Here is a 12,371-nt window from a genome sequence, read left to right on the forward strand (position 1 = left end):
TTCATAAAACACTCCAGACAGGATGTAACTCGCTGTCCTTCAGTCCGTAAAAAGCACTGCAATTGGCAGTGCTATTACAGAAGCCTTACAAAGGCTGCTATGACGAATTAGTTTACTGCGTCCTTCAGAGCCTTGCCTGCTTTAAAAGCAGGAATTTTAGCGGCTGCAATTTTGATCTCTTTCCCAGTCTGTGGGTTGCGACCAGTACGCTCAGCGCGCTCACGTACTTCAAAAGTACCGAAACCAACAAGAGAAATCTTTTCGCCGTCTTTCAGACCTTCGGTCACAGCAGCGATAAAGGAATCCAGTGCACGGCCAGCAGCGGCTTTGGAAATATCAGCACCAGAAGCGATTTTCTCGATTAGTTCAGATTTGTTCATGTCATCCCCTTGAATGTAATTTTATGCGCCGCAACCAAGTCCTTATCTAGAGCGGTCTGCGGAGGCTTTTATAACAAGCTTGATTTGAAAGTTCAAGCCCCGTAGGAAAACCAAAATTATGAAATCGGATACAGCTCAAAGCCAGTCACTCCAAGGGATTGGAGCGACTGGCTCTCCACGAACCTAGGCTACCACAGCTCGGGACTTTGTTAAGCACCTTTTTTCATTTTTTTTCAGCTGGCTGGACAATTTTTTGCGTCAGCCCATACTTTTTACAACTTCAAAGCCTTCGACAGGTCTTTCCAGCGCAAATTTAAGCACTTCGTCAATCCAGCGTACCGGTTTTATCGCCAAATCTGCGATTACATTTGCCGGAATTTCTTCCAAATCGCGTTCGTTCTCTTTGGGGATCAGTACCAATTTAATACCGCCACGATGTGCGGCTAAAAGTTTCTCTTTGAGTCCACCAATTGGCAACACTTCCCCTCGCAAGGTAATTTCACCAGTCATAGCGACATCCGCTCGCACCGGGTTACCGGTCAGACTTGAGACCAAGGCCGTACACATTGCAGCTCCCGCAGATGGACCATCTTTAGGCGTAGCACCTTCCGGCACATGCACATGGATATCGCGTTTTTCATAAAAATCCGCATTGATACCCAATTGCTCAGAACGCGCTCTCACCACTGTCAACGCCGCTTGGATGGATTCCTGCATCACGTCCCCAAGGGAGCCGGTATATGTCAGTTTGCCTTTACCTGGCACGGAAGTGGCTTCAATCGTTAGCAAGTCACCACCAACTTCGGTCCAGGCCAATCCAGTCACTTGTCCTACCTGATTACGAGATTCGGCCTTACCATAATCGAAGCGCTGCACACCAAGGAAAGACTTAAGATTCTCCTGGTTCACATCCACATGCTTAACGCTCTTATCGAGCAATATCTGCTTCACTACTTTACGGCAGATCTTGGACAACTCACGTTCTAATGCACGCACCCCAGCTTCACGGGTGTAATAACGGATAATGCCGACAATGGCGCTGTCTTCAACGTTGATCTCATGCGGCTTCAGACCGTTACGCTCAATCTGTTTCGGCAATAGATGTTGTTTAGCAATGTTGAGTTTTTCGTCTTCGGTATAACCGGATAACCGAATAACTTCCATACGATCCAGCAACGGTCCTGGAATATTCATCGAGTTCGACGTTGCTACAAACATCACATCTGACAGGTCATAATCGACTTCCAGATAATGATCGTTAAAGGTTGAATTCTGTTCAGGATCCAATACTTCAAGCAAGGCGGAAGCTGGATCACCGCGCATGTCTGAACTCATCTTGTCGATTTCATCGAGCAAGAATAGCGGGTTCTTTACCCCAACTTTAGACATTTTCTGGATAATCTTGCCGGGCATAGAACCGATATAAGTACGACGATGCCCACGGATTTCCGCTTCGTCGCGCACCCCGCCTAACGCCACGCGCACATATTTACGTCCGGTGGCCTTTGCGATGGATTGTCCCAGCGAAGTCTTACCCACCCCTGGCGGGCCAACCAAACACAGAATGGGGCCTTTAAGTTGTTTTACCCGGCTTTGTACTGCCAGATATTCCAAAATACGTTCTTTAACCTTTTCCAAGCCGTAGTGATCAGTATCTAACACCACCTCAGCTTTGGAGAGATCACGTTTTATCTTGGAGCGCTGTTTCCAAGGGACTGAGGTCATCCAATCCACATAACTGCGCACTACGGTGGCTTCAGCAGACATGGGGGACATCATGCGCAGCTTGTTTAACTCAGCAGTTGCCTTCTCTTTAGCTTCTTCTGGCATGCCAGCTTCTTCAATCTTGCGACTGAGCACTTCAAATTCGTCATGCCCTTCATCAAGGTCGCCGAGCTCTTTCTGAATCGCCTTCATCTGCTCATTCAGATAGTACTCGCGCTGACTTTTTTCCATCTGTTTTTTGACCCGAGAGCGGATGCGTTTTTCCACCTGTAACAGGTCGATTTCCGCTTCCATGGTGGCCATCAGATATTCCAGCCGTTCACCGACGTTTACCATCTCAAGAACTGCTTGTTTATCTTGCAGTTTCAAAGGCATATGTGCTGCCATGGTGTCAGCAAGCCGATCTGCCTCCTCAATACCGCTAAGAGACGTCAGCACTTCTGGCGGTATTTTCTTGTTGAGTTTGATATAGCCTTCAAACTGACCGATAGCACTGCGCACCAGCACTTCTTCTTCGCGCTCTTCCAGCGGTTCCGATTCCAGATAATGTGCCGTTGCAATAAAGAACTCATCTTCTTGGATGTAACGCTCTAGCTTGGCACGACGACCACCTTCAACCAGCACCTTAACCGTACCATCCGGCAACTTTAACAACTGCAGAATAGAGGCGACGGTGCCTACATCAAAGATATCATCGGCAGTTGGTTCATCGAGATCAGCATCACGCTGAGCCACCAGAATAATCTGCTTATCCTGGGCCATTGCCGATTCTAGACAACGGATGGACTTTTCTCGTCCGACGAATAACGGAATTACCATATGGGGATATACCACCACATCTCTCAGTGGCAGCACGGGTAATTCGATTCGCGCTTCACGCTCTATGGTCATAGTTCGATTCCGTTTTTAGTTAACTATATTACTGTGAGTATATTGGGGCGTGTTTATGGCTTTCAATGGCAAATATAAAAAAAGGAGCCACGAGGACTCCCTTTATTTTATGAAGATAAACACATGCTTATTTAGTGTTCGCCAGAGGCTGCCTGAGACTCATTGCTTTCATAAATCAAGATAGGTGCAGACTCACCTTTTACCACAGATTCATCTACCACGACTTTTGCTACATTCTTTAACGATGGCAGATCGTACATGGTATTCAGCAAAATGGCCTCGACAATAGAACGCAATCCACGGGCACCAGTCTTCCTCGCCATCGCTTTTTGGGCAATGGCTTTCAGCGCATCTTCACGGAATTCCAGCTCAACATTTTCCATCTCAAATAAGGTGGCAAACTGTTTAGTAATGGCATTCTTGGGCTCTGATAAAATTTGCACCAAAGCGGCTTCATCCAGCTCTGATAAGGTAGCAACTACCGGCAAACGGCCAATAAATTCAGGGATCAGCCCGTACTTGACCAAATCTTCAGGTTCAACATCTAACAAGGTATCACTGATATTCTTCTTGTCTGCCTGGCCTTTCACCTGGGCGCCAAAACCAATACCACTGCCAACATGGGAACGCTGTTCGATGACCTTTTCTAAGCCAGCAAACGCCCCACCGCAGATAAACAGGATACGCGAGGTATCCACCTGTAGGAATTCCTGCTGCGGATGTTTGCGCCCGCCTTGTGGTGGTACGGCCGCAACCGTGCCTTCTATCAACTTTAACAGCGCCTGCTGTACACCCTCACCGGAAACGTCACGGGTAATAGACGGGTTGTCAGACTTGCGACTGATCTTGTCTATTTCATCAATGTACACGATACCGCGCTGCGCCTTTTCCACATCATAGTCGCACTTCTGCAGCAGTTTCTGGATAATGTTTTCAACGTCTTCGCCTACATAACCAGCTTCAGTCAACGTCGTGGCATCCGCCATGGTAAAGGGGACATCGAGAAAGCGCGCCAACGTTTCAGCCAGTAAGGTTTTTCCACTACCAGTGGGGCCTATTAACAGAATATTGCTCTTGCTAAGCTCGACCCCATCTTTGGGTACCGCGTGTTTTAGACGTTTATAGTGGTTGTAGACTGCAACAGATAGCACTTTTTTTGCCTGTTCCTGACCAATAACATAATCGTCCAGATGTGCCCGCAGTTCATGCGGTGTAGGCAATTTATCGTGATCTCTCTTTGGCGAGATATCCTTGATTTCTTCACGAATGATGTCGTTGCATAACTCAACACACTCATCACATACGTATACAGAAGGACCGGCAATAAGTTTACGTACTTCATGCTGACTCTTGCCGCAGAAAGAGCAGTACAGCAGTTTACCGTTATCACCGTTGCCTTTATTGTCACCCATTACTATTCCTCATCTGCAGTGCAACATCTTGGCACCGCTTATCGCTACTCTCTGAGCATAGCCCAGCAAACAGCAAAATTCAGCCTTTAGCTATATTTATCAGTCGCGCTTGCTGATAACTGAGTCCACTAAACCATATTCCATCGCTTGAATGGCACTCATAAAATTATCGCGATCAGTGTCCCGTTCGATCACTTCCAGCGGTTGACCTGTGTGCTCAGACAGGATTTGGTTCAATTTGTTTTTAATCCCAAGGATTTCTTGAGCATGGATGGCGATATCAGAAGCTTGCCCCTGAAAACCACCTAAGGGCTGATGGATCATCACCCGAGCATTAGGTAAACAGTGGCGTTTACCTTTAGCGCCGCCCGCTAACAAAAACGCGCCCATACTGGCCGCCTGACCAATACAAACCGTGCTGACATCTGGCTTAATGAACTGCATGGTGTCATAGATGGCCATACCTGCAGTTACCGAACCACCAGGAGAATTGATATAGAGGGAGATCTCTTTATCAGGATTTTCCGATTCGAGAAACAGCAACTGGGCAACGATCAGATTAGCCATATGTTCTTCAACCTGACCAACCAGAAAAATCACTCGCTCTTTCAACAAACGAGAATAAATATCGTAAGAACGTTCACCTTTAGCAGTTTGTTCCACCACCATAGGGATCAACGCATTCATAATGGATTCCGGTGCTTTGTGCATTCCTGATATTCCCTGATAAAAAATGGCCCGCATGAGGGACCTCATACGGGCCATTATAAATGGCTAACGGCTTAACAAGTCAAGCGCAGCTTAGGCACGACCGGCAGCCTTGTTCATAAAATCTTCAAAAGCAACAGTCTTTTCGGTCACTTTGGCAGATTTCAAAATAACTTCAACAGCTTGTTCTTCCAGCGCCAAATTACGCATACTCTGCATCAGCTCTTTATTGCTGTTGTAATATGCAATGACTTCTTTCGGATCTTCGTATGCAGAAGCCATAGAAGCAATCAGTGTTTGCACCCGTTCATCTTCTGGTTGCAGTTCGTTAGTTCTGATCACTTCACCCAGCAACAGCCCGATTTTTACACGACGTTCGGCTTGTTCAGTGAACAGCTCGGCTGGCAATTCTGGCATCTGCGCATTATTACCGCCAAAACGCTGCAGAGCCTGACGGCGCAACGCATCAACTTCACCATCCACTAAGGCTTTCGGCAGTTCAACTTCATTGCCCGCCAGCAGACCGTTAAGCACTTGCTCTTTAACATTACCCTTCAGTGCCTGTTGCAGCTCGCGTTCCATATTCTTGCGGATTTCCGCTTTCAGCGCATCGATACCGCCTTCAGTAATACCAAAACGGCTAGCAAATTCATCGTTGATTTCTGGCAGCTCAGCGCCTTTCACTTCTTTCAGAGTGATCGCAAATTTAGCGGCTTTACCTTTGAGGTTTTCAGCGTGATATTCTTCTGGGAAGTTCACGTCGATGTCGAATTCTTCACCTGCTTTGTGGCGTTTAATGCCTTCTTCAAAGCCAGGGATCATGCGGCCACTACCGAGCTGCAGTTCGAAATCTTCGGCTTTACCACCTTCAAATTCCTCACCGTCGATGCTACCCACAAAATTGATAACCACTTTATCGCCGTCTTCGGCTGCGCGTTCTACCGCAGCATAAGTTGCGTTCTGCTTGCGCAGGGTTTCAATCATGTTGTCAACGTCGGCGTCCAGTACTTCGGCCACTGGCTGTTCAACTTCGATGATATCCAGACCTTTCAGTTCAACGTCTGGATACACTTCAAAAGTGGCAGTAAATTCAAAATTCTCTGCATTGTTAGCACCTGGCACCAGTGTTGGTGCGCCAGCGGGATTCAGTTTCTCAGCGATAATGGCTTCGACAAAGTTACGTTGCATCACTTCACCAGTGATGTCTTGGCGAATGGCCTTGCCATAACGTTTTTCAATCACACTTGCAGGAACTTTACCTGGGCGGAAACCGGGAATACGGGCACGCTTGGCTTCACGTTGCAGACTGTCTTTAACCAATTTCTCGATCTGCTCGGCGGGAACAGAAATGGTCAGGCGACGCTCCAGGCCTTGGGTTGTTTCAACAGAAACTTGCATTGTTTTACCTCGAAATGTGTCTAACGTCCTTTTAATAGCCGAACTCATTCAACTATTCAGGTATTCGTCTCTTGATCTTGTATTTGACTGGAATGCCCATCACAACTGAATTGCGGCTCCGGTCGCACAATGTTCGTAGTTATCAAGACGCAGCATTATATCGATGGTTATCTATTGAGTCGAGCCACATTGGCCCGAGAAAGGCATAAAAAAAGCGACCCTAGGTCGCTTTTTTAAATCAATAATGGGGTGACTGATGGGGCTCGAACCCACGACAACCGGAATCACAATCCGGGACTCTACCAACTGAGCTACAGTCACCATTGAAATTGGTACGCCCGGCAGGATTCGAACCTGCGACCATCCGCTTAGAAGGCGGATGCTCTATCCAACTGAGCTACGGGCGCAGGGTCTGCAGGCTATGCCTGCATCCTAACCAGGCCAGACAACGCATTGACGCTATCTAAAATTTGGTCGGTGATAGAGGATTCGAACCTCTGACCCTCTGGTCCCAAACCAGATGCGCTACCGGACTGCGCTAATCACCGAGAACTGTTCTGATCATCTTTACAGCAGCAAAAACTGAGGCTAAACACCTATTATTTACCGCGTGTCTCAAGAACGGAGCGCATCTTAGCGACTCACCCTAAGAGCGTCAATCATTTTTTTGGTGGTGCTTACCAGCTGCTGTTTTTTAATGCGCCACAAAACGAAATTCTGTGTTCGTAGTCGCGTTTCATCATGACACTGTGCAGTCCCACTGTTAAAATACTAGCGTTTTAAATTTCCACGTCGCGCCATATAAAAAGGATACCCTACACTCATGACTGCCCAATTAATTGATGGCAAAGCGATAGCACAATCCATAAGAAAAGAACTGAAACAAAAAGTGGCCGATCGCCGAGCCGCCGGGAAGCGTCTTCCCGGACTTGCAGTAATTCTGGTAGGTGACGACCCGGCCTCTCAAGTTTATGTTGGCAACAAACGTAAAGCCTGTGAAGAAGTAGGCTATGTGTCGCGCTCTTACGACATGCCAGAATCGACCTCAGAAGCTGAATTATTAGCGCTGATCGAAACACTCAATAATGACAAAGCTATCGATGGCATCTTAGTGCAACTGCCGCTGCCAGAGCAGATTGAAGATGCCAAAGTCATCGAACGTATCCGCCCAGATAAAGATGTCGATGGTTTCCACCCTTATAATGTAGGCCGTTTAGCCCAACGTATTCCGCAACTGCGCGCCTGCACCCCAATGGGAATTATGACATTAATCAAATCTACTGGTGTAGATCTTCATGGGTTGGATGCGGTGGTGGTTGGGGCCTCCAACATTGTTGGCCGTCCCATGACTCTGGAATTGTTATTGGCGGGCTGTACCACCACGACTTGTCACCGTTTTACACACGATTTACAGGAAAAAGTCAGCCGCGCCGATCTGTTGGTCGTGGCCGTTGGTAAACCCGGTTTTATACCTGGTGACTGGATTAAACCCGGTGCCATTTTGATTGATGTGGGGATAAACCGCTTAGACGATGGTCACCTAGTGGGCGATGTACAGTTTGATGTTGCCGCTGAACGTGCCTCATTTATTACACCAGTGCCCGGCGGCGTAGGCCCGATGACGATTGCTAGCCTGCTAGAAAACACGTTATACGCGGCAGAGCGCTATCATGACTGATGTGCAATCTATAGATTAAAATTAAGGCCAGCAATTTGCTGGCCTTGTTCATTTCAAACACTCTCACTTTTTGCGCCAGGTGGTTCCGCTTGGACCATCTTCGAGAATAACCCCGAGTTCATTCAAGCGATCTCGGGCTTTATCAGCAGCAGGCCAGTCCTTTTCTTTACGGGCGCGATTACGCTCAACAATAAGCGCTTCAATTTCGGCAACCTCTTCATCGCTACCTTCTCCTTGCAAGAAAGCTTCAGGAGAAGAGCAGAGAATACCGAGTACATCCGCAAGTTGCTTCATGGCCACCGCTAAAGCTGCGGCCGCCGCCATATCATTGGCCTTCAGGCGGTTGATTTCACGCACCATATCAAACAGGACGGAGTAAGCTTCCGGTGTATTGAAATCATCATCCATCGCCGCCTTGAAACGTTCGACATATTCAGTTGCTGCCGCCGGGACAACCGTGAGATCCAGATCTTTCAGCGCAGTGTACATACGTTCCAGTGAGGCACGCGCCTGCTTGAGATTATCCTCAGAGTAATTTAACTGGCTGCGATAGTGGCCAGATAGTAAAAAGTAGCGCACGGTCTCGGCATCATAGTGCGCCAGCACATCACGAATAGTGAAGAAATTGCCCAATGATTTAGACATTTTTTCTTTGTCTACCATCACCATACCGGTGTGCATCCAGTAGTTGACATACTTGGTATTATGGGCACAGCAGGACTGAGCAATTTCATTTTCATGATGGGGGAACATCAAATCAGAGCCACCACCATGAATATCGAAATGAGCGCCCAAATGCTTACTGTTCATTGCGGAACATTCGATATGCCAACCAGGACGGCCTGCCCCCCAAGGTGAATCCCAGGTTGGTTCACCGGGCTTGGACATCTTCCACAACACAAAATCCATCGGATTGCGCTTGTTTTGGTCGACTTCTACTCGAGCCCCTGCTTGCAATTGATCCAGATCCTGACCAGACAATCGACCATATTCAGGGAAGGATTCCACGCTGAATAACACATCGCCATCAGCCGCCACATAGGCGTGACCACGGTCTATTAACTGTTGCACCATTTTGATGATGTCGGCAATGTGCAACGTTGCTCGCGGCTCTAAATCCGGGCGTAGCATATTAAGCGCATCAAAATCCGCATGCATATCACCAATCAAGCGTTCGGTGAGTGACTCACAGCTCTCACCATTTTCATTAGCACGCTTGATGATCTTGTCATCAACATCGGTGATGTTCCGCAAAAAGTTAACGTCATAGCCAGCATATCGCAAATAACGTACTATCATGTCGAAAGAGACAAAAGTCCGGCCATGGCCGATATGACACAGATCGTAAATGGTCACGCCACACACATACATTCCCACCTTGCCGGGGATAATCGGTTTGAATTCCTCTTTCTGGCGACTCAGACTGTTGTAGATCTTCAACATTGACGTTCTCTTAAACAAAAATAGCGAAAAGGGTAAACTGGCCCAAGAGTTTAGCATTGGCGCAAGCAGTTGAATACCGCCCTTTAATGGCATTCCCGGATAAGTTAGAATCCGCCCACGAAAATTGTTCAAAGGTAAAATTATGATCACACTGCACACTAATCATGGCGATATCAAACTGGCCCTGAATGAAGAGAAAGCTCCGCAAACAGCAGCCAACTTTGCCCAATATGCCAGTGAAGGCTTTTTTGATGGCACTATTTTTCACCGCGTGATTGATGGTTTTATGATCCAAGGCGGCGGTTTTACTGCTGACATGCAACAGAAGCCTACCAACGCTCCCATTAAAAACGAAGCTAACAACGGTCTATCAAACAAGACTGGCACTATTGCAATGGCACGGACCTCCGATCCTCATTCTGCTACCGCGCAGTTCTTTATCAATGTTAACGACAACACCTTCCTAGACTTCAAAAGTGAATCCACCCAAGGTTGGGGTTATTGCGTATTTGGGGAAGTGATTGAAGGCATGGATGTTGTCAACAAAATCAAAGAAGTTAGCACCGGCAATCGTGGCATGCATCAGGACGTGCCCTTAGAAGCTGTGGTCATTGAAAAAGTGACTATCAGCGAATAAGCGCGCATGCACACTCTCTTTATCGGCGATCTGCACTTGAGCGCAGATCGCCCAGATATCACGCAGGCATTCATCAATTTTCTCGAGACTCAGCTCAAAGAGACTGAAGCGCTTTATATTCTCGGCGACCTGTTTGAAGTTTGGGTGGGTGATGATCTGGCAGAACCATTTGCTATGGACATTGCGCAACATCTTAAAGCACTCAGTCATCAGTTACCCATCTACTTTATCCACGGTAATCGCGACTTTCTGTTGGGCCAGTGTTATGCCGAGCAAGCAGGTTTAACACTGTTACCTGAAATTCAAAAGCTATCCTTATATGGGCGAGAAACCGTGATTCTGCATGGTGACAGCCTATGTACTTTGGATGACGATTATCAGCGTTTTCGCCGCTTTCGTAATCGTCTGTTTGTACAATGGTGTTATCGTCATCTACCGAAGCCACTGCGCTTGAATATTGCGGCAAAACTACGTCGCAATAGTCAGCAGCAGAATCGGATGAAACCTGAGCAAATAATGGATGTCACCGCTGATGAGGTGTCCAACTTATTGGCCCAATCCAACGCATCATTGCTGATCCATGGACACACCCACCGCCCCGCCATTCATGAACTAGGTCATGGGCAGCAACGTGCGGTAGTAGGCGACTGGTATCAGCAAGGCAGTGTGTTGAAAGTCAGTACCGATGCCATCGAACTAAACACTCTGCCTTTCGCATAATTAGATAATGAGTCGACTAAGCTGGGATACCGCTGTGGAAACGGAACACAGTGTCTTTGGCTTGGATAAGGCTCGCTTCCAACGCAACTAACTCTGCAATTCTGCCACTGATATCTTGTCCAGCAACTGATTGGGCTAACGTCAGGTAATCCTGATAATGGCGGGCTTCTGAGCGCAACAGGGAGATATAAAAACGGCCAAGATCTTCATCCAGATGAGGCGCAAGTCTGGCAAAGCGCTCACAGGAACGCGCTTCAATTAGCGCCCCCACAATTAATTTATCAATTAAGGTTTGCGGCTCATGAGTAATCACTTGTGTTAACAGACCTTTGGCATAACGTCCTGCGGGCAGATTGCTATACGGAATATTCCATGCCTGCATGATCTCTAACACCTGGTCAAAATGATGTAATTCTTCCTTAATTAATCGCACCATCTTGGCAATGAGATCATCACTTTGCGCAAAATCAGTACGCGCCTGCAATGGATTGTAAAACGTCTCAATTTCCTTGGTATCAGTTGACTGTTGCACCTGTAAATTCGGTTGAGTCCTCGCCCATTGCAATACCGTTGATGCAGAATCCAAGTCAGCCCCATGTTTGTCTAACAGATATAACGCCTGTTTGGCGGCTTTAATATCACTACTGCTGGCATTTGCAGCACTCTCGGGGAAAAACCAATGCTGAAATTCATCAATGGACCACTTGTCGAAGCGGAACAGAAAAAACTCGTAAGGTTTCAACATATTCACCACTACATCCTGTGATGATACGGCATATTTTCGCAGCAATTTGCCCGCAGTCGCTGCTGCCTTCCATTCGCAATTACAATGGTCAATCAATAACGTTGCTAGATTTTCCGGCTTTCTCGCTTCAACAATCCATGAGTCCGGCGTGTTACAGCCTAAAAAGCGCTCTATGGGAACAAGCAATTGGGTATACATATTGGTATCTGCAGGAGTTCATCTGCAAAAATTTTCGCGTTTAAGAACAGTTACGTCAACTATTCCTAATGAAGATTGTTCATTATTATTAATGATGCTAACCGAAGGGGTTGTTCAATAAACAAGCAATAGTATTTCCAATTATTTATTAAACCAAGTATTAGTACCAAGTACTTTATGTATTACAAAAGTAAATCCAGAATCCAAATAAGCTAAGTATACCACTCACTTATCGATTTCATTCTAATCAATTAATAACTAAACAATAACATTTGCTGACTTTGATGAAATACGAATACTCGTCAGCATCAGGGTGGGATCATACTTTGTTAACAGCATGGAACTTATCAGTATCAGCATGATCTGAGAAGGCATGTTATTCTACTCAGCCTAATCCATGTCCTTGTTTGACCATTTGAAACTCATTGAAGACCCA

General features: G+C 46.8%; 10 protein-coding genes and 3 tRNA genes. 3 read left to right on the forward strand and 10 right to left on the reverse strand.

Going from position 1 to position 12,371, the window contains the following annotated elements; translation table 11 throughout:
* Positions 1-107: 107 nt before the first annotated feature.
* The 8 genes from hupB to J3L11_RS16410 form a co-directional block, all read right to left on the reverse strand.
* Positions 108-380 (reverse strand): nucleoid-associated protein HU-beta, encoded by a 273-nt coding sequence (hupB, locus tag J3L11_RS16375; protein WP_133037656.1) that lies wholly within the window; start codon positions 378-380, stop codon positions 108-110.
* A gap of 258 nt (positions 381-638) precedes the next feature.
* Complete coding sequence (lon, locus tag J3L11_RS16380; RefSeq protein ID WP_189615782.1) at positions 639-2,996, reverse strand: endopeptidase La; 2,358 nt, start codon at positions 2,994-2,996, stop codon at positions 639-641.
* A 131-nt stretch (positions 2,997-3,127) separates the two neighbouring features.
* On the reverse strand, positions 3,128-4,408 hold the full coding sequence (gene clpX / locus J3L11_RS16385; protein WP_189615785.1) for an ATP-dependent protease ATP-binding subunit ClpX: 1,281 nt from the start codon (positions 4,406-4,408) through the stop codon (positions 3,128-3,130).
* Positions 4,409-4,507: 99 nt separating this feature from the next.
* The gene (gene clpP / locus J3L11_RS16390; RefSeq protein ID WP_133037659.1) at positions 4,508-5,119 is read right to left on the reverse strand and encodes an ATP-dependent Clp endopeptidase proteolytic subunit ClpP; all 612 of its coding nucleotides are present in this window, start codon (positions 5,117-5,119) and stop codon (positions 4,508-4,510) included.
* A gap of 90 nt (positions 5,120-5,209) precedes the next feature.
* Positions 5,210-6,514 (reverse strand): trigger factor, encoded by a 1,305-nt coding sequence (gene tig / locus J3L11_RS16395; protein ID WP_207571663.1) that lies wholly within the window; start codon positions 6,512-6,514, stop codon positions 5,210-5,212.
* 245 nt (positions 6,515-6,759) lie between these two features.
* Positions 6,760-6,835, reverse strand: a tRNA-His gene (locus J3L11_RS16400).
* A gap of 9 nt (positions 6,836-6,844) precedes the next feature.
* Positions 6,845-6,921, reverse strand: a tRNA-Arg gene (locus J3L11_RS16405).
* A 64-nt stretch (positions 6,922-6,985) separates the two neighbouring features.
* Positions 6,986-7,062, reverse strand: a tRNA-Pro gene (locus tag J3L11_RS16410).
* A gap of 275 nt (positions 7,063-7,337) precedes the next feature.
* On the opposite strand from J3L11_RS16410, the gene folD reads away from it, so the two are divergent.
* Complete coding sequence (folD, locus tag J3L11_RS16415) at positions 7,338-8,192, forward strand: bifunctional methylenetetrahydrofolate dehydrogenase/methenyltetrahydrofolate cyclohydrolase FolD (protein ID WP_207571664.1); 855 nt, start codon at positions 7,338-7,340, stop codon at positions 8,190-8,192.
* A gap of 63 nt (positions 8,193-8,255) precedes the next feature.
* On the opposite strand, the gene cysS is transcribed toward folD, so the two are convergent.
* Entirely contained in the window at positions 8,256-9,635 is a 1,380-nt protein-coding gene (gene cysS, locus J3L11_RS16420) for a cysteine--tRNA ligase (RefSeq protein WP_207571665.1), read from the reverse strand.
* Between the two features lie 142 nt (positions 9,636-9,777).
* Between cysS and J3L11_RS16425 the strand changes: the two genes are divergently transcribed.
* Both J3L11_RS16425 and J3L11_RS16430 read left to right on the forward strand, forming a co-directional pair.
* Complete coding sequence (locus J3L11_RS16425) at positions 9,778-10,272, forward strand: peptidylprolyl isomerase (protein WP_189615793.1); 495 nt, start codon at positions 9,778-9,780, stop codon at positions 10,270-10,272.
* 6 nt (positions 10,273-10,278) lie between these two features.
* Positions 10,279-10,992, forward strand: a complete 714-nt coding sequence (locus J3L11_RS16430; protein WP_207571666.1) for a UDP-2,3-diacylglucosamine diphosphatase — start codon at positions 10,279-10,281, stop codon at positions 10,990-10,992.
* A gap of 16 nt (positions 10,993-11,008) precedes the next feature.
* Here the strand turns inward: J3L11_RS16430 and miaE are convergent, their stop codons facing one another.
* Entirely contained in the window at positions 11,009-11,935 is a 927-nt protein-coding gene (miaE, locus tag J3L11_RS16435) for a tRNA isopentenyl-2-thiomethyl-A-37 hydroxylase MiaE (RefSeq protein WP_207571667.1), read from the reverse strand.
* Positions 11,936-12,371 lie beyond the last annotated feature (436 nt).

Origin of the sequence: Shewanella sp. 4t3-1-2LB, from assembly GCF_017368415.1 — a bacterium.
GTDB lineage: Bacteria > Pseudomonadota > Gammaproteobacteria > Enterobacterales > Shewanellaceae > Shewanella > Shewanella fodinae.

Bases quoted from the DNA above. Each gene is read 5' to 3' on its own strand.
- tig (WP_207571663.1), bottom strand. From the start codon at position 6,514: ATGCAAGTTTCTGTTGAAACAACCCAAGGCCTGGAGCGTCGCCTGACC.
- cysS (WP_207571665.1), bottom strand. From the start codon at position 9,635: ATGTTGAAGATCTACAACAGTCTGAGTCGCCAGAAAGAGGAATTCAAA.
- lon (WP_189615782.1), bottom strand. From the start codon at position 2,996: ATGACCATAGAGCGTGAAGCGCGAATCGAATTACCCGTGCTGCCACTG.
- miaE (WP_207571667.1), bottom strand. From the start codon at position 11,935: ATGTATACCCAATTGCTTGTTCCCATAGAGCGCTTTTTAGGCTGTAAC.
- hupB (WP_133037656.1), bottom strand. From the start codon at position 380: ATGAACAAATCTGAACTAATCGAGAAAATCGCTTCTGGTGCTGATATT.
- J3L11_RS16425 (WP_189615793.1), top strand. From the start codon at position 9,778: ATGATCACACTGCACACTAATCATGGCGATATCAAACTGGCCCTGAAT.
- clpX (WP_189615785.1), bottom strand. From the start codon at position 4,408: ATGGGTGACAATAAAGGCAACGGTGATAACGGTAAACTGCTGTACTGC.
- J3L11_RS16430 (WP_207571666.1), top strand. From the start codon at position 10,279: ATGCACACTCTCTTTATCGGCGATCTGCACTTGAGCGCAGATCGCCCA.
- folD (WP_207571664.1), top strand. From the start codon at position 7,338: ATGACTGCCCAATTAATTGATGGCAAAGCGATAGCACAATCCATAAGA.
- clpP (WP_133037659.1), bottom strand. From the start codon at position 5,119: ATGCACAAAGCACCGGAATCCATTATGAATGCGTTGATCCCTATGGTG.